At 33.3% G+C, this 21418-nt stretch carries 18 protein-coding genes and 6 tRNA genes; 17 read left to right on the forward strand and 7 right to left on the reverse strand.

Features of this window, described 5'->3' with window-relative positions; genetic code table 11:
- The first annotated feature begins 1 nt into the window (after position 1).
- The 10 genes from ACY191_RS13695 to glmM all read left to right on the forward strand — a co-directional run bounded on the left by ACY191_RS13695 (position 2) and on the right by glmM (position 4907).
- Positions 2 to 76: transfer RNA gene (locus ACY191_RS13695), tRNA-Asn, on the forward strand.
- A 3-nt stretch (positions 77 to 79) separates the two neighbouring features.
- Positions 80 to 151: transfer RNA gene (locus ACY191_RS13700), tRNA-Glu, on the forward strand.
- Positions 152 to 159: 8 nt separating this feature from the next.
- Positions 160 to 235, forward strand: a tRNA-Val gene (locus ACY191_RS13705).
- 15 nt (positions 236 to 250) lie between these two features.
- Positions 251 to 334: transfer RNA gene (locus tag ACY191_RS13710), tRNA-Tyr, on the forward strand.
- 4 nt (positions 335 to 338) lie between these two features.
- Positions 339 to 413: transfer RNA gene (locus ACY191_RS13715), tRNA-Gln, on the forward strand.
- Between the two features lie 3 nt (positions 414 to 416).
- Positions 417 to 489 (forward strand) — tRNA-Lys (locus ACY191_RS13720).
- Between the two features lie 259 nt (positions 490 to 748).
- Positions 749 to 1657, forward strand: a complete 909-nt coding sequence (rocF, locus tag ACY191_RS13725) for an arginase (protein ID WP_229366908.1) — start codon at positions 749 to 751, stop codon at positions 1655 to 1657.
- A gap of 131 nt (positions 1658 to 1788) precedes the next feature.
- Positions 1789 to 2595 carry a diadenylate cyclase CdaA gene (gene cdaA / locus ACY191_RS13730; protein ID WP_042739451.1) on the forward strand — a complete coding sequence of 269 codons (807 nt, stop codon included), beginning with the start codon at positions 1789 to 1791 and terminating at the stop codon, positions 2593 to 2595.
- Positions 2596 to 3528 (forward strand): CdaR family protein, encoded by a 933-nt coding sequence (locus ACY191_RS13735; protein WP_042739452.1) that lies wholly within the window; start codon positions 2596 to 2598, stop codon positions 3526 to 3528.
- Between the two features lie 26 nt (positions 3529 to 3554).
- Positions 3555 to 4907 (forward strand): phosphoglucosamine mutase, encoded by a 1353-nt coding sequence (gene glmM, locus ACY191_RS13740; protein WP_229366907.1) that lies wholly within the window; start codon positions 3555 to 3557, stop codon positions 4905 to 4907.
- 104 nt (positions 4908 to 5011) lie between these two features.
- On the opposite strand, the gene ACY191_RS13745 is transcribed toward glmM, so the two are convergent.
- The 4 genes from ACY191_RS13745 to ACY191_RS13760 are packed head-to-tail and all read right to left on the reverse strand — an operon-like array spanning position 5012 to position 10171.
- The gene (locus ACY191_RS13745) at positions 5012 to 6115 is read right to left on the reverse strand and encodes a mannitol-1-phosphate 5-dehydrogenase (protein ID WP_229366906.1); all 1104 of its coding nucleotides are present in this window, start codon (positions 6113 to 6115) and stop codon (positions 5012 to 5014) included.
- Positions 6115 to 6549: a PTS sugar transporter subunit IIA gene (locus ACY191_RS13750; protein ID WP_042739455.1), complete on the reverse strand. Its 435-nt coding sequence runs from the start codon at positions 6547 to 6549 to the stop codon at positions 6115 to 6117. Before ACY191_RS13750 ends, ACY191_RS13745 begins: the two co-directional genes overlap by 1 nt.
- Positions 6550 to 6561: 12 nt before the next feature.
- Positions 6562 to 8589 carry a BglG family transcription antiterminator gene (locus ACY191_RS13755; RefSeq protein WP_042739456.1) on the reverse strand — a complete coding sequence of 676 codons (2028 nt, stop codon included), beginning with the start codon at positions 8587 to 8589 and terminating at the stop codon, positions 6562 to 6564.
- A 40-nt stretch (positions 8590 to 8629) separates the two neighbouring features.
- On the reverse strand, positions 8630 to 10171 hold the full coding sequence (locus tag ACY191_RS13760) for a PTS mannitol transporter subunit IICB (protein ID WP_229366905.1): 1542 nt from the start codon (positions 10169 to 10171) through the stop codon (positions 8630 to 8632).
- A gap of 654 nt (positions 10172 to 10825) precedes the next feature.
- On the opposite strand from ACY191_RS13760, the gene glmS reads away from it, so the two are divergent.
- The 4 genes from glmS (at position 10826) to ACY191_RS13780 (ending at position 14912) form a co-directional block, all read left to right on the forward strand.
- Positions 10826 to 12631, forward strand: a complete 1806-nt coding sequence (gene glmS, locus ACY191_RS13765) for a glutamine--fructose-6-phosphate transaminase (isomerizing) (protein ID WP_229366904.1) — start codon at positions 10826 to 10828, stop codon at positions 12629 to 12631.
- 160 nt (positions 12632 to 12791) lie between these two features.
- The gene (locus tag ACY191_RS13770; protein WP_107512925.1) at positions 12792 to 13148 is read left to right on the forward strand and encodes a DUF2200 domain-containing protein; all 357 of its coding nucleotides are present in this window, start codon (positions 12792 to 12794) and stop codon (positions 13146 to 13148) included.
- 58 nt (positions 13149 to 13206) lie between these two features.
- A complete protein-coding gene (locus tag ACY191_RS13775) occupies positions 13207 to 14016 on the forward strand; it encodes an ABC transporter ATP-binding protein (protein ID WP_232165302.1) in 810 nt (269 codons plus the stop codon).
- Between the two features lie 41 nt (positions 14017 to 14057).
- A complete protein-coding gene (locus ACY191_RS13780) occupies positions 14058 to 14912 on the forward strand; it encodes an HAD family hydrolase (RefSeq protein ID WP_229366902.1) in 855 nt (284 codons plus the stop codon).
- Between the two features lie 726 nt (positions 14913 to 15638).
- On the opposite strand, the gene ACY191_RS13785 is transcribed toward ACY191_RS13780, so the two are convergent.
- Entirely contained in the window at positions 15639 to 16742 is a 1104-nt protein-coding gene (locus ACY191_RS13785) for a hypothetical protein (RefSeq protein ID WP_229366901.1), read from the reverse strand.
- Between the two features lie 130 nt (positions 16743 to 16872).
- On the opposite strand from ACY191_RS13785, the gene ACY191_RS13790 reads away from it, so the two are divergent.
- Positions 16873 to 17604, forward strand: a complete 732-nt coding sequence (locus ACY191_RS13790) for a metallophosphoesterase family protein (RefSeq protein ID WP_042739463.1) — start codon at positions 16873 to 16875, stop codon at positions 17602 to 17604.
- A gap of 237 nt (positions 17605 to 17841) precedes the next feature.
- Here ACY191_RS13790 and czrB read toward each other — a convergent pair whose 3' ends face one another.
- Together czrB and ACY191_RS13800 are read right to left on the reverse strand one after the other, a co-directional pair.
- Positions 17842 to 18810: a CDF family zinc efflux transporter CzrB gene (gene czrB, locus ACY191_RS13795; protein WP_042739464.1), complete on the reverse strand. Its 969-nt coding sequence runs from the start codon at positions 18808 to 18810 to the stop codon at positions 17842 to 17844.
- Positions 18811 to 18829: 19 nt separating this feature from the next.
- Positions 18830 to 19129, reverse strand: coding sequence for an ArsR/SmtB family transcription factor (locus tag ACY191_RS13800; RefSeq protein ID WP_042739465.1), 300 nt, complete (start codon positions 19127 to 19129; stop codon positions 18830 to 18832).
- 154 nt (positions 19130 to 19283) lie between these two features.
- Between ACY191_RS13800 and ACY191_RS13805 the strand changes: the two genes are divergently transcribed.
- Together ACY191_RS13805 and ACY191_RS13810 are read left to right on the forward strand one after the other, a co-directional pair.
- Positions 19284 to 19940 carry an SDR family oxidoreductase gene (locus ACY191_RS13805; RefSeq protein ID WP_042739466.1) on the forward strand — a complete coding sequence of 219 codons (657 nt, stop codon included), beginning with the start codon at positions 19284 to 19286 and terminating at the stop codon, positions 19938 to 19940.
- 217 nt (positions 19941 to 20157) lie between these two features.
- Complete coding sequence (locus ACY191_RS13810) at positions 20158 to 20856, forward strand: FadR/GntR family transcriptional regulator (RefSeq protein WP_042739467.1); 699 nt, start codon at positions 20158 to 20160, stop codon at positions 20854 to 20856.
- Positions 20857 to 21418: the final 562 nt, after the last annotated feature.

Genomic DNA, 21418 nt, shown 5'->3' on the forward strand with positions numbered 1-21418 from the left:
TTCCACAGTAGCTCAGTGGTAGAGCTATCGGCTGTTAACCGATCGGTCGTAGGTTCGAGTCCTACCTGTGGAGCCATATGGCCCCGTGGTCAAGCGGTTAAGACACCGCCCTTTCACGGCGGTAACACGGGTTCGAGTCCCGTCGGGGTCATTACATACGGAGGATTAGCTCAGTTGGGAGAGCATCTGCCTTACAAGCAGAGGGTCGGCGGTTCGAACCCGTCATCCTCCACCATTTAATTGAATATGCGGAGGGGTAGCGAAGTGGCTAAACGCGGCGGACTGTAAATCCGCTCCTTCGGGTTCGGCAGTTCGAATCTGCCCCCCTCCACCATTAATGGGCTATAGCCAAGCGGTAAGGCAACGGACTTTGACTCCGTCACGCGCTGGTTCGAATCCAGCTAGCCCAGCCATTAGAGCCATTAGCTCAGTTGGTAGAGCATCTGACTTTTAATCAGAGGGTCAGAGGTTCGAATCCTCTATGGCTCACTTAGATAAGCATTTCTCTTCGGAGAAGTGCTTTTTTATTTGTTCTAATAAATTTATTTTTAAAAAACTAATATTTATAATTATGATTTTTAATCCTTAAAGTGGCTGTTTTATTACTATAAAATGTATGATAAACCATTTTTTTGATTGTATATGTAAAATGCTTAATTTATATAAAAAAACCTTTATTATATTGACTTGAAAGTTAATTCTCTTTACCTTATTCTAGTATCACACGATGACAAAGGGGTTTTTATTAATGACAAATCAAGTTATAGATATTATTGGAGCACCATCTACATTTGGACAAAGAAAGTTAGGTGTCGATTTTGGACCTGATGCAATACGTTATGCTGGTTTAGTTGAAAGAATAAAAGCGATAGGTCTAACGGTAAATGACAGAGGTAATATAACTGTTCCAGCTTTGAATTTGGAAAAATTCAATTCTGAACAGAATGGATTGCGTAATTTAGAAGAAATTGAAATTGTTTCACAAAATTTATGTAATGCTGTTTCTAATAGTATTAGTGAAAACCATTTCCCACTTATATTGGGAGGAGACCATTCAATTGCAATTGGCTCAATTTCTGGTGTAAGTCAGCATTATGATAATCTAGGTGTTATTTGGTATGATGCACATGGTGATTTGAATGTACCTGATGAATCACCGTCTGGTAATGTACACGGTATGCCATTACGTATTTTAGCGGGTGATGGTGATAAGTCGTTAGTTGAAGTTGGAGGAAATAAACCTAAAGTTAAACCAGAAAATATTGTGCTAATTGGTATGAGGGATTTAGATATTGGTGAAAGACAATATATTAAAGACAACAATATCCAAACCTATACAATGGCTGATATTGATCGTATTGGTATTAAGCAAGTAATTGACGAATCTATTGCTTATTTAAAAGATAAAACGGATGGTATTCATTTATCTTTAGATGTTGATGGCCTAGATCCAATTGAAACACCGGGTACTGGAACAAGAGTATTAGGTGGTTTAACTTATAGAGAGAGTCATTTTGCATTAGAATTATTACATAATTCCAAATTAATTACATCAATGGATGTTGTAGAAGTTAATCCACTGATAGATCAGAATAATCATACAGCTGAACAAGCAGTGAGTTTACTTGGTAGCTTCTTTGGTGAAACGTTATTATAAATATATTTTAAGCTGATAAAGTGTAAAGCTATATCAGCTTTTTTAATTGTAAAAAATATATACTTCATATGACAGGTTAGCTATAGATTGGTATAATAATACCATGGGAACAGAATACCGGAGGAGATGTTATGGATTTTTCCAATTTTTTTGATAACTGGAGTACAGTAAAAATTATAGCCGGCGTACTCGACTTACTCATCGTTTGGTATGTACTTTATCTTCTCATTACAGTTTTTAAAGGTACTAAAGCCATTCAATTATTGAAAGGTATTGTGGTCATTGTAATTGGCCAACAGTTGAGTAAGATGTTGAATTTAACAGCGACATCTCGTTTGTTTGACTTAGTAATTCAATGGGGTGTTTTAGCGCTAATTGTTATATTCCAACCAGAGATTAGACGTGCATTAGAACAATTAGGACGCGGAAGCTTGTTCAAACGTTATTCTTCAAACTTGAATAATGATGAAGGTAAATTAATTTCCTCTGTATCTAAAGCTGTCCAATATATGGCTAAACGTCGTATTGGGGCGTTAATTGTTTTTGAAAAGGAAACAGGTTTACAAGATTATATTGAAACAGGTATTGCTATGAATTCTGAGATATCACAGGAATTACTCACAAATGTGTTTATTCCTAATACGCCATTACATGATGGAGCTATGATTATACAAGCAAATAAAATAGCAAGTGCAGCAAGTTATTTACCACTTTCTGATAGCGCAAAGATAGCGAAAAGTTTAGGAACCAGACATAGAGCAGCTGTAGGAATATCTGAGGTTTCAGATGCTTTTACTGTTGTTGTATCTGAAGAAACAGGTTCGATATCTGTTACTTTCGACGGTAAATTGCGTAAAGATATTTCGACTGAAGCATTCGAAGAACTATTGGCTGAACATTGGTTTGGCACACACTTTCAACAGAAAGGTGTGAAGTAGATGTTAGAAAGTAAATGGGGGCTTAGATTAATTGCATTAGTTTTAGCGGTTGTTTTTTTCTTATCTGCGAATAACATGTTCGGTAATATTTTTGATGCGGATCATTTTGGACAAAAATCAAATGATACGCTACAAGAGGTACCTGTACAGGTTAAGTATGATAATAAATCATTGTATGCAAGTGATGTACCTGACAAGGTTGATGTTGAAATTTCAGGACCTCAATCACAAGTGCTCAAGGCTGAGAATGCTGAGAATGTTCGTGCAGTCCTAGATTTCACTGGTGAAAAGGCAGGGAAGCATACTGCACAATTTAAAGTGAATGGTTTAAGCGAGGATATCGATTATACTGTTAAACCTAAGGAAGCAACTGTAAGTCTTGAGAAAAAGGTAAGCAAGAACCTAAAGGTTGAGCCAGATGTGAGTAATAGTGATTTAGATTCAGATTATAAGGTGAGCTCGCAAAAGGTATCTCCTGATACTGTCAAGGTTACAGGTGGTCAAGAACAGATCGATAAGATAGCATATTTAAAAGCAACATATAAAAACAAAAGTAAAATTTCAAAAAATTTAACAGATGCAGCGACAATAACTGCATTTGATAGAAATTTAAATAAAGTAAAGGTATCGATTGAACCGAAAGAGGTAAATCTAACGGTAAAGGTAACAGATTATAGCAAGAAGGTTAAAGTAAGACCGCAAACAACTGGTGAGTTACCAGATAATCTAAAGTTAGATGACATCGATTTAGAAGATAAAGAAATAGAAATATATGGTAATAGAGAGGACTTAGATGATATCAATTCTGTAAAGGCAGAAATTAATTTAGATAATATTACTGAGTCTACAAAGAAAAATATTAAATTAAAAATACCGGACAGTGTGACTAAAGCTAGTTCGCAAGAAACAACTGCTGATATTACTGTAAAATAGATTTCTAATATAAAGGAGATATAATGATGGCAAAATATTTTGGTACAGACGGCGTAAGGGGCGTTGCAAATAAAGAATTAACTCCAGAACTTGCGTTTAAATTAGGGCGTTATGGTGGCTATGTATTAGCACATAACAAAGGAGAGAAACACCCTAAAGTACTAGTTGGTAGAGATACTCGAGTTTCAGGTGAAATGTTAGAGTCAGCGCTTATTGCTGGTTTGATTTCAATTGGTGCAGAGGTAATGCGTTTAGGAGTTATCTCAACACCTGGAGTAGCTTATTTAACACGTGAAATGGAAGCAGCATTAGGTGTTATGATATCAGCTTCTCATAATCCTGTAGCAGATAATGGTATTAAATTCTTCGGTTCAGACGGTTTTAAATTATCTGATGATCAAGAACAAGAAATTGAAGTATTATTAGATCAAGAAAATCCGGATTTACCTCGCCCAGTTGGTGAAGATATTGTTCATTATTCAGATTACTTTGAAGGTGCACAAAAGTATATTAGCTATATCAAATCAACAGTAGATGTAGACTTTGATGGAATGAAGATTGCACTTGATGGTGCGAATGGTTCGACATCTTCTTTAGCGCCATATTTATTTGGAGATTTAGAAGCAGATACTGTAACAGTAGGTTGTAACCCTAACGGTTATAATATTAATGACGGTGTAGGTTCTACACACCCTGAAGTCTTGGCTAAGAAAGTAGTAGAAGATGAGTGTGACTTTGGATTAGCTTTTGATGGAGATGGTGACAGATTAATTGCTGTTGATGAAAATGGCGAAATCGTTGATGGCGATCAAATCATGTTTATTATCGGTCAAGAAATGGCGAAAAACCAAGAACTAAATGATAATATGATTGTCTCAACTGTTATGAGTAATCTAGGTTTTTACAAGGCATTAGAGAACGAAGGTATCCAATCAAATAAAACTAAAGTTGGAGACCGTTATGTAGTAGAAGAAATGCGAAGAGGCAATTATAATTTAGGCGGAGAACAATCAGGACATATCGTCATGATGGATTATAATACGACGGGTGATGGCTTGTTAACTGGTGTCCAATTAGCAAGTGTCATTAAACTAACTGGTAAGAGCTTAAGTCAATTAGCTAAGCAAATGAAAAAGTACCCACAATCTTTAGTTAACGTACGTGTAACAGATAAATATCGTGTTGAAGAGAATGTTGATGTACAAGAAGCAATGACTAAGGTAGAAGTAGAAATGAATGGCGATGGCCGAATTTTAGTTAGACCTTCTGGTACAGAGCCATTAGTACGTGTAATGGTTGAAGCGGCCACTGATGAAGATGCACAACGCTATGCACAAACAATTGCAGACGTTGTACAAGAGAAAATGGGTTTAGATTAAATTAATAAACTTTAAATTATAAAAAAGTACTATTAACGATGAGTATAGATTACTCAGGTTAGTAGTACTTTTTTGGTTAAGAGATGGTATAAGTACGCTGCTTATTAAAGTAATTCGTATGCTTTAACAATTTCTTCAGTTAATTGAGCGTCTGTTTTAGCATACTCTTTTAAAAATGCTTCAACACCATATGATTTAATATAGTTATTTTTTTCTACGGTTTCTTTATCGTTACTATCATCATATTTCAATAAGAACGCAGCAGTTTTTACTAAATGATCATGCTTTAATTGATTTTTATATAAATAGTTTAACGGTTTAATTATACGATCTTGTGGTCCTATTTTTCTTAAAGTACCGCGACCTACACGTGTTACTTCATCTGATAGGTGTGGGTTTTCAAATCGTTTAATAATTTTTTCAACATACTGTGCCTGAGCTTCAGGTGTGAAATCAAATTGATGTGTGATATATTGGCTTGTTTCTTCAAGTGTTCCATATAAATCATGTTTGATACCTTGGTCTTTAACTGCATCTAAAACTGTAGGTTTGTTGTGATATTTACCAGCATAAGCTAAGAAGGCATGACCCGTATTAACAGTCAATAATTTTCTTTCAATATATGGTGTTAGTTTATCAACATATTTGATGTGTTCTAATTCTGGACCAAACCAAGTATCCTTTTCTACAACCCATTCGTAAAATGGTTCAACCATAACATCTAAAATGTTGTCATTGCTTTGTAGTGGTACGATTCGATCAACGGCTGAATTTGAGAAATGAATGTGGTCACCTAATGGGCCAGTGATATCAAGGATTGCTTCTTTTAAAGTGTCTGTTGCCATAATTGCATTTTCACATGCAACAATATTTACTGGTGTTTCCTTTTCCTTTAAAAATGAAGCAAATGATTTAGCGATAATTGGTAAAATATTTACACCAACTGCTGTAGTAATAATATCTGCTTCTAATACAGCTTGTTTTAATTTATCACTAGGGGATGCTGAATTAATTGCATCCACATTGTGTACGCGTGTTGTTGTTCGTGCTTCATCTGCTAAGATAACATCATAAGCATGTGCTTTATCTAAGGCGTCTATAATTTCTGTATTTACATCTGCGAAAGTGACTTTGATATTATTATCCGCTAAAATATATCCGATAAATCCTCTGCCTATATTGCCAGCGCCAAAGTGTAATGCTTTCATTATGCGTCAGCCTCCTCGAATACTTGTTTAATTTCTTCAGCTGACTTAGCGTTCACGATACGTTCTACATTTTCTTCTTCACTAAATGTAATTGCAATTTTAGAAAGTAAGTCTAAATGCTCACCGTCTTTTCCAGCGATACCTACAACTACTTTAACTTCTTCTCCGTCCCAATCAATACCTTCAGGAATTTGTAATAGCGTTAGTCCTGATTGTAAAACGCTTGCCTTTGCTTCGTCAGTACCATGTGGTATCGCTAAACCATTACCCATAAATGTTGAAACAACTTGTTCACGGTCTTTCATAGCTTGGATATATGCATCAGTTACAGCACCGCTTGATACTAACGCTTGTCCTGCTTTTTCAATTGCTTCATTTTGGTTGCTTACTGTTGCGTTAATAAAGATATTTTCATTACTAAATAATTCTGTCATAGTTAATCTCTCCTAGTTAAGTAAATTTTTTATTTTTGAAAGGTAGCTTTGCTTTATAATTTCAGTTATTTGTTCAGGTTCTTGCATAAATTCGTCTAAACTGTCTAAATGTTCGACTAACTTACTAGATAAATCACTAATAATTTCAGATAATACTGTGTCATCCGCAGGTAAAAACATATTAATTAAATAGCGAATTTCTATTACAGTATGATTATCTTTTTTAAATAATAGTGGTTTTTCTAATATTGAAATTAAAATAAATGGCTTTTGAATTAAATCACTCTTTAAATGTGGTATTGCAATTGGATAAGGATCTAACGCAAAACTTTGTTCTTCATTACGTTGTTGTAATAACTTAACGAATGCTGATGAATCATTAATTATTTGATGTTTTAAAGTTTGCTCTCTTAAATAGCTTATCCAGTTGTTAATGTTACTATTATCAATATAAACTGAATCTATGAGTTCTAAACCTTTTCTTATAAAGGACAATGTTGAGGTAGAATCGGTAATTTCATTGACTAAACTGGGCTCTGTAGTCATTGGTTTAGTGTTGGCATTTGATTTTAAAAATGCAGCAACGTGATTAATGTCAGCATCCGGTAATAATGGATTAACTGTAATATAAGGTACAGTAATATCTAAATCTACAGTTGAGATAATAGCATCAAAATCACTGGTATTTAAGTGTCTTAAATCACCGACGGATGCCTGTTTTGTTTGGGTGATTTCACTAAATGTTTGTTGTAGTCTCGTCGCTAATAAACGACTCGTACCAATGCCACTACTGCAAACGACTAATATAGATAGTGTATTTGTTTGTTGGCTGTATATCGCACCACCAAAATGTAATACAATAAATGCAATTTCACTGTCTGGAAATTGTAATTCAGGCCAGGTTTGTTGTAATGCTGTGCTAACCCCTTTAAATAGCACAGGATATTTCTGTTTAATCATTTCAGTTAACGGATTATATGTTTCAATATTTGCTTTAAGGCGATTTATTGCAGGTATAATATGCAATTTCAAACCTTCTGTCAAAGTTGTAGCATCTTTAAATGTTACTTTTGATGCTAGTGCAACTCTGTCTACAAAATTGGATATAACCGTTTCATCTTTGACATCATTGAGGTCTTCAGTAGATGCCTTTCGTTTAGCGCCACGTAAATGTATCGTGATAAATGTAATTTCTGCTTGGGTAAACTGAACACCATATATGTGTTCAAGGTGTAATGCCAATGCTTGAGCAACTTCATGTTCAAAGGTATCTTTAACATTGTTGTAAATATCATCACTTAAACCAACATATTCTCCATTTAACATACGATCAATACTTAAGACAACGTGTACAGTAAGTGTTAAGTAACTTGATTCAGTTAATGCGTAGGGAAGTTGCCCCAAGTGGTCCATAAGAATACGTTCAACTTGGAAAATTTTGTCCATATCAACCATAGAAAGTTGTGAAGCATTGAGTGATTGATAAACAAAGTGATTTTCAATTACAGAATAGACACTTGTACTGTTTAAGTTATTAACCATTAATTGGCTTAATAACTCTCTTTTTTTAGATTCAGGACCTTCTAAACGAATACCTTCTCCACGTTTTTTAATTAACTGTAACTGGTATTGTGTTAATTCATGTTCTAATTCATCTAACAGTTTAGCTAATGTTTGAGTAGATACACCAATTTCGTGGGCCAGACTATATTGTTTAATAGGTTCCTTTGCCTGAATAAGCCCATATAAAATAATTACTTTCTGTTCTTCTTGAGATAAGTCAATAGTGTCTTGTTTTAAAATAGTGTTTTTAAGGCGAGTCATTAATTCCTGATTTGCAACTAATTGAATACCTTTTTTATTAACACGCTCAAGTTTAATATCGAATGTGTCGAGAAATATTTCTATAGATTTTAATTCCCGATGAATAGTACGAGAGGATACAGCTAGATGTTGAGCAATGTCATAAATTTTGACATATTGACCGTGATATTTAATTAACATTTCGATAATTTCTTTTTCACGAGTACTTAAAAACATAACTATATCCTCCATTGAATGCCTTTAACAATTAAGGTATTTATTTTTCTTCTTCTTTTAAATTTTCTAATAATTCATCATATCTTGGTGAATTCAAGAAGTTGTCTACAGAAATATGAATTGCACTTGGAACTTGTTTGATTGCTCTATCTGTAAGTTTCTTTTGTGTAATTACAAGTTGTGCATCGCCTGGTAATTGATTTATTGCAGTATTGGTTACGTCAACGTTTTGAATGCCTGCTTTTTTAAATTTATTTCTTAACATACTTGCACCCATAGCACTTGAACCCATACCAGCATCACAAGCAAAGATGACATGGTTTACTTTGCTATAATCATGAGCATCAACATTTTCGGTATCATAATTATCTAGTAAATCCTCTTCCGATTCTTCACGTTCATTGTCACTTGCAGTAGCAGAAGTTGTAGCAGTTTCAGTTGTATTATTATCTTCTTTCCCTGATAATTTAGATGCTACACTTGATTTTTTACCTTTACTTGCTTCCATCTTAGCAGTAGCAGCTTCTAAATCTTGTTCTGGTTCTTTAGTGAATTTCAATATTAATGAAGCAACGATAAATGAAACAAGTGCTGCTAATAATACACCAAGTACCATTTGTAAGAATTCACCTTTAGGTGCATTTAACATATAAACAATAAATGAACCTGGTGAAGCAGGGCTCTTGAATCCGAAATCAACCATAGAATATGTTGCAACACCAGTCATACCGCCTAATATAACTGCGATAAATAATAATGGTCTCATCAATACGTAAGGGAAGTAAATTTCATGAATACCACCTAAGAAATGTATAATTCCAGCTCCGTATGATGTAGCTTTAGCAGTTCCTTTACCAAAAATCATATAAGCAACTAGGATACCTATACCTGGCCCTGGATTTGATTCGATTGTGTATAGAATAGATTGACCTGCTGATGCAGCTTGATCAGCACCAAGTGGTGTAAACACACCATGATTTATTGCATTATTTAAAAATACAATTTTAGCCGGTTCGACAATAATACTTACTAAAGGTAATAAGTGGGCATGTACTAAACTTTCAACAGCTAATGAAAGAATATGCATTATGAATTGCATAATTGGTGCTAATACTTTAAAGCCAATTATTGTCATAATGAAGCCTAAAATACCTGCAGAAAAGTTGTTAAATAACATTTCGAAACCTTGTGGTGTTCTCGGCTGAATGAATTCGTCTGTCTTCTTCATTAACCAACCAACTAAAGGTCCCATTATCATAGCGCCTAATAACATTGGCGTATCTGGTAGTGCAACGATTACTCCCATCGTTGCTACAGCAGCGATAATGCCGCCACGCATTTCGTGAATCAAGCGTCCACCACTATAAGCAATAAGTAATGGAATTAAATAAGTAATCATTGGTCCTGCTAGTTGGCTTAAATCTTTGTTAGGCCACCAGCCTCCATCAATGAATATTGCAGCAATAAACCCCCATGCGATAAAGGCGCCGATATTCGGCATAATCATACTACTTAAAAATGATCCAAATGCTTGAACCTTACGACCGATTCCTTTATTCTCCTCAGTTTGAGCTTGTGCCATATTTTTGCACCCCTTTTTATCTATTTGGTATAGCTTCATTGTAGGGGGAGGAGGTCATATAAACAACTGAAAGTAATTTAAACTTTGTCACAGCTCATGTGACAAATGTATGTGTACAAAGAAAATGATTATTTATTACGGGTTATTTATTTAAAATAATAAAAATTTGATATTTAAATCCAATCTATTTATAAAGTTTATTTAATGTTTGCATTGCATGAGTTAAACATTGTACAATAGGTTGTATTGAAGGAAGGAGGATAGGAAAGTAAGTTGATCAATTTAAAGCGCCTGTGCAAGTGATGAGGTATTGTATCGAAGATTTAAGATTTATATCAGAAATCTTAATAGATAAGGATATCGAAACTTGTAGACGAGGAGGATAGTTATCGAACCATCGGCGGATGCTATCCCGGATGTGGCTCATTCGTGAACTTATTAAGGAAAACATTAGGGTAACCTAGTGCACAAAGTTAATAAGTTAGCCAAATTAAATAAAAACTATAAAAAGGTCATTGGGATAAGTATGTACTTTTTTAGAGTGATTTATAACCATTTAATGAAAATTAGTCTATAGAATTGTATTTATTTATTACGCACCATACTTATATTTAGCGTTTATACCAATGCCTTAATCATTGGAGGAATTATTAAATGTGCGGAATCGTAGGTTATATCGGGCATGATAATGCTAAAGAATTATTATTAAAAGGATTAGAAAAATTAGAATATAGAGGTTATGATTCAGCTGGTGTTGCTGTTGCAAATGACGAAGGTACTTCAGTATTTAAATCAAAAGGTAGAATAGCAGACCTAAGAGAAGTAGCTGACAGTGAATCCACAGATGGAAACGTAGGTATTGGACATACACGTTGGGCAACACACGGTGTACCTAACTATGAAAATTCACATCCACACCGTTCAAGTTCTAACCGTTTTACATTGGTTCATAATGGTGTAATCGAGAACTATGAAGAATTAAAGAACGAATATTTAGCAGATGTATCATTTATATCTGAAACTGATACAGAAGTGATTGTGCAATTGGTTGAACATTTTTCAAATGAAGGCTTAACAACAGAAGCTGCTTTCTCTAAAGTAATCTCATTATTAGAAGGTTCATATGCTTTAGGTTTAATTGACAATGAAGATAAAGAGACTATCTTTGTTGCGAAAAACAAATCTCCATTATTAGTTGGAATAGGTGAAGATTTTAACGTTATTGCATCTGATGCCATTGCTATGTTACAAGTTACAAATCAATATAAAGAGATTCACGATCATGAAATTGTAATTGTTAAACGAGATGAAGTCGTTATCAAAGATCAACAAGGTAATGTCCAAGATAGAGAAGCATATACAGCACAAATTGACGCATCTGACGCTGAAAAGGGTGTATATGATCACTATATGCTTAAGGAAATTCACGAACAACCTGCAGTTATGCGTCGTATTATTCAAGAATATCAAGATGAAGATGGAAACTTGAAAATGGATGCAGAAATTATTAAAGACGTTGCAGAAGCAGACCGTATTTATATTATTGCTGCGGGTACAAGTTACCATGCTGGTTTAGTTGGTAAAGAATTTATCGAAAAATGGGCAGGCGTACCTACTGAAGTGCATGTAGCATCAGAGTTTGTTTACAACATGCCATTATTATCAGAAAAACCATTATTTATCTATATCTCTCAATCAGGTGAAACTGCGGATAGTAGAGCAGTACTTGTTGAAACTAACAAATTAGGACATAAATCATTAACAATCACTAACGTTGTTGGCTCAACACTATCACGTGAAGCTAACCACACATTATTGTTACATGCTGGTCCTGAAATTGCAGTAGCATCAACTAAAGCATACACAGCTCAAATTGCTGTATTATCTATCTTGTCACAAATTGTAGCTAAAGAACATGGACGAGAAGCGGAGATTGATTTATTACGTGAACTTGCTAAAGTTACAACTTCAATTGAAGCAATCGTTGATGACGCAGATATTATGGAACAAATTTCAAAAGATTTCTTAGCGACAACTAGAAATGCATTCTTTATTGGTCGTACAATTGATTATAATGTAAGTCTTGAAGGCGCATTGAAATTGAAAGAAATTTCGTATATTCAAGCTGAAGGCTTTGCAGGTGGAGAGTTAAAACATGGTACTATTGCATTGATCGAAGAGGGAACACCAGTCATTGCATTAGCTACACAAGACAATGTAAACCTTTCAATCCGTGGTAATGTTAAGGAAGTTGTAGCACGTGGTGCACATCCTTGTATCATTTCAATGGACGGTTTAGATAAAGAAGGCGATACTTATGTTATCCCACATGTACATGAATTATTGACACCACTTGTATCAGTAGTTGCATTACAATTAATTTCTTATTATGCAGCACTACACAGAGATTTAGATGTTGATAAACCACGTAACTTAGCAAAATCAGTTACAGTTGAATAATGATAGTAAATAGAAACTGTCGGTAGAGTCTACACTTTATCGACAGTTTTTTTATATGCTTTTATTTCAACTTTTGAAATCAATTCGTTGTTAAAAAGTTGTGCATTTATTATGCTTAGTGTATTGAAATAAATAATTGATTAGTGAAAGGAATTTGATGATGTCTAAACCTAAAGTTTATACAATGGAATTTGGTTTTGTGTATCCTCATTTAATCAATAAAGTTGAAAAAAAGGGCCGAACAAAAGGTGAAGCAGATCAACTTATAAAATGGATGACAGGTTATAGTCAACAAGATCTAGACAACCTTATTGAGGACGGTACAGATTATGAAAATTTTATTTTAAAAGCACCGGAGTTAAATCCTGATAGACGTAACATAACTGGGCGTATTTGTGGAGTGAAAGTCGAGGATATGGAAGAATCTGTAATGAAAGAAATTCGATACTTAGATAAATTGATTGATGAACTTGCAAAAGGGAAATCAATAGAACAAATTACAGAGCGATTAAAGTAAGATGAATAGTTAATTTGTTTGTTATAGCAATGTACTTTAAAAAAAGGGGTTAATCAACGTGCTAATAGACTTAAATGGAATCTCAAGAAGAAAGCAAGGTAAAGAAATAATTCAAGATGTAACTTGGCAAATTCAAAAAGGTGAAAAATGGATGCTCTATGGCTTGAATGGCGCGGGTAAAACAACGCTATTAAATATTTTAAATGCCTACGAACCTATCACATCAGGTGAGATTAGTTTATTTAATATGAAACCTGGTAAACAAGGCTATTCTGCAGATGCTGTTCGTGAAAATATTGGATTTGTATCAAATAGTCTTATGGATCGTTTCCAGGATGGCGAAATAGTATTAGACGTTGTGATTAGTGGTATTTTCAAATCTATAGGCGTCTATCAATCAGTGACAAGTGAACATATTGAAAGAGCTAAACGCAGCTTACAACAACTTGGCATGACTGAATTTGAACATCAGTATTATGGTTATCTTTCTACAGGTGAAAGACAAAAGGTATTAATCGCAAGAGCATTGATGGGAGAACCACAATTGTTAATTCTAGATGAGCCAGCTTCTGGATTAGACTTTATAGCTAGAGAAGATTTGTTATCAACATTAGATGAACTTTATGAACAACATCCAGAATTGGCAGTGATTTATGTCACACATTTCGTTGAAGAAATAACTGAACGGATTCAAAAAGGTTTCTTGTTAAAGAATGGTCAACGCTTTATGCAAGGGGACATAGAAAGTGTGTTAAACAGTGACACATTATCGAACTATTTTAATAGAAATGTAAGTATTATAAAACAAAATCGTCGTTATTCTTTATTTTTAAATGAGGATAAGATTGCGGAAAATCAGAGAAAGTGACATAATTTAGGACGATATTAAATGTTGGAGGCAAACAAATAATGGATAATGTAAAAGCAATATTTTTAGATATGGATGGAACTATTTTACATAAAAATAATAGAGTAGATTCTGAAACAGCAGATGTAATTGCACAATTGAGAAGTAAAGGGTTTAAGGTGTTTTTAGCAACTGGTAGAGCGCATAATGAAATTCATTATTTAGTCCCAGAAACATTTGAAGTTGATGGTATTATAAGTTCAAATGGTACGCTTGGCATGGTAAATGACGAAATTATCTTTAAACACAGTTTGTCGTTTAATGCAGTAAATGAAATTGTTAGCCGTGCACAACAGCAATCAATTTATTATGAGGTATTTCCGTTTGAAGGTAACAGAATTGTGCTTGCAGAAGATGAGGCTTGGGCTAAATCATTATTTGATGCTGAAACGCCACCTGGTAAGGTTGGAGAAAGTGAATGGACATCACGTAAAGAATCTATAGTTGAAAAGGTAGATTGGTCATCTGAATTACCAAGTACTACTTATTCTAAAATATATTTATTCTCAACTGATTTTGATAAAATTACTGCTTATAGAGAGCAATTAAAGAAAGATGCTGTGTCATTGCAAATTAGTGTATCAAATTCTTCTCGCTTTAATGCTGAAACGATGGCTTATCAGACTGATAAAGGTACAGGTATCAAAGAAATGATAGAACATTTTGGGATTGAGCAATCTGAAACGCTAGTCATTGGTGACAGTGATAATGATAGAGCGATGTTTGAGTTTGGTCATTATACTGTAGCAATGAAAAATGCGCGACCTGAAATACAGTCTCTAACAAAAGATGTAACTTCATATACCAATGAGGAAAATGGTGCAGCGCGCTATTTAGCAGAACACTTTTTAAAATAAAGATGTGTAATGATTTATTAATAAGTAAGTTAATGCTATAGTGCATCACAAAAATATTTTTTATTGAGGGATGCTGAAAATATTATATATGACACTTCGTGGATTAACTTTAATAATGTCTATTAAATTGTGCGAAGTGTCTTATTTTTTGTGTTTTGATGCGTAAATACCATAGGGTTAGAATGTTTGATTGTTTGGTATTTGAGTATGTGTAATGCCAATTGAGTTATATTCCTATACAAACGATACATTTAATACGGGCAACCTAAAGTATTTCAATGTAAAAATCATACGTTTTTGTAAAGTATGTTGGCGAGACTCCTGTGGAAACAGGACAAGCTGAAGACTACAGGCTGAAGCTGTCCCCCAGGAAAGCGAGCTAATATTACGAATATATTGTAAATCAAATCGTCAGTAAATGTAAGATTAGACATTTAATGATTAGCATTTAAGTTTATATATTCTGACACAAATTTAAAATGAAGTTCGTAATGTAATTTATTATTAATATGTAAAACAATATTTACTGAAAAGTATTATGGCGAGACTCCTGAGGGAGCAGGACAAGCTGAAGACTACAGGCTGAAGCTGTCCCCTAGGAAAGCGAGCCAATAATACAAAATATAAAAAAAGTAGCACTCAGATAAATTGAATTCAATTATCTGAGTGCTACTTTTCTAGGATTAAAAATCCAGATTTGTTTTAAATTGTTATAAAAACATGTTGTTATTTCTCTGACTGATTAAAATTGTCTTTTAGTTTAGAGCCTTCTGATTTAGCTTTATCTTGTACAGACTCTGTTTGTTCTGAAACATTAGATTTAGCTTTATCTTGTGCTGAATCTGTTTTATCAGAGGCACTTGATTTAGCTTTTTCTGTAGCATTTGTAACGCTCTTATTCGCTTTAGCTTTCTTTTTAGCGTCAGGATCAATATTTTTGCCGTCAAGGTTATAATATTGAATTGTTGCTAAAATATTAATGTAATAGATAAACAATCTTACTAAAATAACAACGATTGTTACGATATAAACAATTACTGTAGCTATATTTTGTGAAATACCGCCTGTACCAATAGAAATTAATTGACTAACCGGATTTGCTAAGATAATTACAATTAGGTTTAATAGTAAGATGCCAAGGAAGAATTTGAACCAAGTTTTTTGGCCGTTTTTAACACCTTTAAAGCCACGTTTAACTGCCTTCCATGCACCATCTTCTGGTGACTTGATAAATGCAACTGTAAAATTGATAATAACAATAGCCATAAACCAAATGATAAATGATTGGATAAATAAAACGATTGTGGCTGCAATAATTTGGAAAGTAAGTGAAATTGCTAATGCATGGTCTGCACCACTAATAGGTCCTTGTAATGCAGTGTATAGACTTACAATTCCTAAATTTAGTAATTTAGCTAGTAATAAATTAATAGCCATAAATACTACCACAGTTAATAAAGTAAATAGAGATAATTTAACTGATTTTAAGTATTTACCCTTTTTAAACATGGCAAAGATATCTTTAAATTTAGCTTGATCTTTATTAATTGCTTTATCGATTGTGTAGATAGTTCCAGCAATAATAGGGTAACCTACAAAGATAACGACAATTAATGGAATTAAAATAGTTAATATGAGCAAGAACAACGGTTTAGCAATTGGTTGTTGCATTGCCATTGACATTACAAAGCTATATATTGATGTTTGCATTGGAATCAAAGTTAAATAAGTCAATGCAAATAGAATTACAAAACTCACTAATGTAAACAATAAAATTTTAGCATTTTGTGGTTTAGCATTTTGTAAAGCTAGTTTATGAAATTTAAACAAAATTTAAGCACTCCTTTTTGATGATAAGAATACGATATCAAAAATTTGAAGATTTTAAAATTAATAGGTAGCAAAATTGAAATAAAATGTTAAAATATCCAATTGAGTATGAAGGAAAGGTGGCAAAATCATGAAATTTGCAATTATAACTGATGTTCATGGAAATTTTGATGCATTAGAAGCAGTTTTAGATGATATTGATCGACGAGGAGATATCACTAAAATTTATAATTTAGGAGACAATATAGGTGTAGGGCATGAAACCAATAAAGTTTTAGATGCTATTTTTGAAAGAGATGACATGGAAATTATTGCTGGTAATCATGATGAAGCGGTCATGTCTTTAGTGAATGATACGCCATATCCAAGTGATTTAAAAGATAAGTTTTATGAACATCATCAATGGATTGAGAATCATCTAGATGAAGATTATTATGATGCATTGAATAACTTGCCGCGTGTTTTAGAGAAAAAAATTAATCATAAGGATGTTTTATTTATCCATTATGAAATTGAGAATGATAAATTACAAACACCAATCGATGGTCAACCGTTTAGTCCAATTGTTGAACCGACTGAGGATAATATCACCCAGTTATTTGAAGATAAAGATGCAGATCTTATTACATTTGGTCATAATCATACAGTTCATTTATTTGATGATAAGTCGACAATTTATTTTAACCCTGGTTCGGTAGGTCTAAATAATGGGGCATATGCAGTTTATGGTATTGTCACAATAGATGATAATGAAATAGCTTGTGATAGAATAAAGGTCCCATATGATAACGAAGAGTTTCTAAAAGGATTTGATGAAAAGCAAGTACCTGGTAAAGCTTTAATTTTTGATAAATTTATTTAATAAGGAATTGTTAAAAAAGTAAAGAATGAAAAGACATAAATGAGATATGACACTGTCATCAAATCGGTAAAAGTTATAAAGTTGATTGACTAAGTAAGTGTCCTAAGCTAAATAAGTTGATAATAAACTAAAAAAGCTGTTCCATTTGAAGTGACTTGATATACACTCCAAATGTTGGATCAGCTTTTTTATATAATATTAATTTATTGCAAGATATGGGGTTACATTAATATATCGTTAATGCGCATGTGAATGATGACTGTGATGGTGTGTATTTAGTACTGCGGAACATAATGTTTTATCATCATGTTTATGTGCACTTGTTTCTAATTGAATCGTCATATGCTGAATATTTAAATGTTCGAGTGTCTGCTCAATACGATGTAATAACTGCTCACCTTCGGCAATGGACATTTCATTATCAACAACGGCATGGCAACTTAATGCATTCATTTCATTGGAAATAGTCCAAATGTGGCAATCATGTACGGCATGTATAGCAGGCTCGCTTTTTATAGATGCAATCACTTGATTGATATCTACATTTGATGGCGTACCTTCCATCAAGATATTGAGTGAAGATTTAGTAATACCCCAACTACTTTTAATTATGAGTAGTGAGACAATAATACTCGCTATTGGGTCAGCTACGTACCAACCAAATGACCATATTAATATAGCTGCAATAATTGCTCCAACTGATCCTAATAAATCTCCTAGCACATGTAAGAAAGCACCACGCATATTTATATTCTCGTGGGTATCTCCACCTTTAAACATAAATGAGGCAACGATGATATTTACAATTAAACCAATGACGCTAATGATAAACATTTCAGTGGATTGGACATTTTCTGGTACAAAGAATCTACGAATGGCCTCAATAATAATGACTACCCCTATAACAAATAATGTCACACCATTAAATAGGGCAGCTAGAATTTCAAACCGTTTGTAGCCAAAGGTTTTGGACTTGGTAGCATTTTTTTCAGCATATATAAAGGCTAATAATGCGACGCCTAGTGAAACTGAATCACTTAACATGTGTAGTCCGTCTGATAAGAGTGCTAAACTATTAGCGAAAAAGCCACCTATAATTTCGATAATCATAAATAAACCGATTATAATAAAACTAATTAATAAGACCTTTTTATTGTTTGTGTGTACATGACCGTGTGCATGATTATGTCCATGATGATCTGACATTTGGATTTCCACCTTTCATCTATGCTTTATGTGTTGCGTGATGTATTGCTTGATCTAGTAATGTAGTGACATGTGTATCGTCTAAGGCATAAATCATAGATTGACCCGAACGATTTGATTTAACGAGATGTGCTTGCTTTAATGTGCGTAATTGGTGTGAAACATTAGATTGACTTAAATTCAAAGTGTGTGCGATATGGCCAACACTACAATCACCTTGAGATAATAAGTGCATAATCCTAATTCGGTTTGCATCACTTAAAGCTTTAAATATTTCTGTTACATGTTCTAAAGTTGATTCATCAAATGATTCTGTCATACTTTCACCTCACCATATTAATATATGAACATTTATTCATATATTAATATATATTTGTCTTTTTGTCAAAATGATGGGATGAGTCGTTTTAGTTTTAAATTCTTATAAAAGTGGTAGACTTTTATTATGAAATCAATAAGGAGGTAACGAATATATGAGTATTTTACTTATTGGAGCAAATGGTGGCGTAGGTAAACACTTAGTAAATCAATTTAAAGATAGTGATGAAGCATTTACAGCTGGTGTAAGAAAAGAAGACCAGGTAGAATCATTAAAAGCAGAAGGCGTAGATAGTTTATTAATCGATGTAGAAGCAGATGATATTGATACGCTCAAAGAAAAAATTAAAGGATTTGATAAAGTTATTTTTTCTGTTGGTTCTGGTGGAAGCACTGGTGCAGATAAAACAATAAGTGTTGATTTAGACGGTGCAATTAAATCAATCAAAGCAAGTGAAGCTAATAATGTAAAACAATATGTAATGGTATCAACATATGATTCTCGTCGTGAGGCATTTGATGCAAGTGGTAGCTTGAAACCATATACGATTGCAAAGCATTATGCTGATGAATATTTAAAGCAAGCCTCAGTGCCATATACAATCGTACATCCTGGTGGTTTATTGGACGAAGCAGGTAATAACAAAATAGAAGTAGGCGCATTCTTTGAAGGACGTGGATCAATACCACGTGAGGATGTTGCAACAGTATTAAAAGAAGTTGTGTCATCTGATGATTATATTAATACTGAATTCCAAATCATTAGTGGTGAAAAAGATATTAAATCAGCTTTAGCTGAATTTGTTAAATAAACAAATGGTTGAACGCATAAAGTGCTAAGTCAAATGTGATTATATTGGTGTATATCATAATAAATCATATGTTAGTAGGAGTTTAGCATTATGAGCTGTTCTTCTTGAGAGTTAATCCGTTTATGGATTAACTCTTTTTTTATTGAGAAAGTTATTCAATTTTGAGCTCACAAGTATTAAAATTTGATACAATAATACATATCGTGTGGAGGTTATTATGAAGATTTCAAACACAAAAATATACGAACAAGTTGCAGATATCATATTAGAAAGCATTAAATCAGGTGAATATAAAGTTGGAGATCGTTTACCCTCAATACAACAGTTGGCTCAAATATACGGTGTTAGTGTTGCGTCTATACGAGAAGCTTTAAATGCTTTACGAACAATTGGTGTAATCGAATTAAAACAAGGTTATGGGACATTTATTAAGCAAGTAAAGCCTACATTTTTTGAATTAGGTGACAAGTTTACATCGATCGAGCAAATTAAAGAACTATTAGAATTGAGAGAAATAGTTGAGAGTGCTACAGTGGAAAAGGCTGCTTTAAATCGTAATGACAGTGACTTGGCTCAGTTAAAGCAATCACTAGATGACATGGGAAAGGCAGTTACAGATGGAACTTCAGGAGAAAAAGCGGATCTTCAATTTCATTTGGCGATTGCTAAAGCTGCGAAAAATACTTTGCTAGTAGAGTTACTTAATAATATTTCAGGTTTAATTCAAGATTCCATGGAAGAAACACGTAAAATATTTATATATAGTGCTCAAAAAACAATGCATCGTTTACATGAAGAACATGTACGCATATACAATGCTATCAAATCACAAGATTCCAGTGAAGCAGTCATGGCGATGGAGGCACACCTGACAGAAGTAAGGGATACAATATTAACAAACTTTAAGCAATATTAATTAGTTATATCTATGAGTATCGAAGTTAGACGTTGCTCATAGATTTTTAAGATTGTGATGACAATATGTGACTCAAAGCTAGTTTTTAGACTGGCTGCATTTATGTGATTAACCATTATTAATAGGATATAAACTGAAAATTTTACATAAAAAAGAAGCCCAAACTTTCCATGTTTGGACTCCCTAGCAAATTTTATATTGTTGAAGGGGTTAAAACCCATTCAAGTGCATAATTAATCTTTAACTACCTTATACGCAGAATGCGCATGGGATACATTTTGTAACCCGAAGATTATTATACTATCACTAAGTTTGAGAAAGCAAGTGTAAAATTAATTTAATTTTAACAAATTTAATATATTATATAATCGGTGGTGTGAAACCGTTTGAATAAATAGCAATTCTTCTGTTGTTACGTCACAACAAAGCTTGGGTTATGATTTAACTTGATAATTCAAATTTAAAAGATTAATGACTACAAACATAGAAGTAAAAATTAAACGTTTTTAATAACTTGAGCAAAATTATGATACAATAATAATCGTGTAAGCAATATAATGAA

Source organism: Staphylococcus sp. TCBT05 (assembly GCF_055179755.1).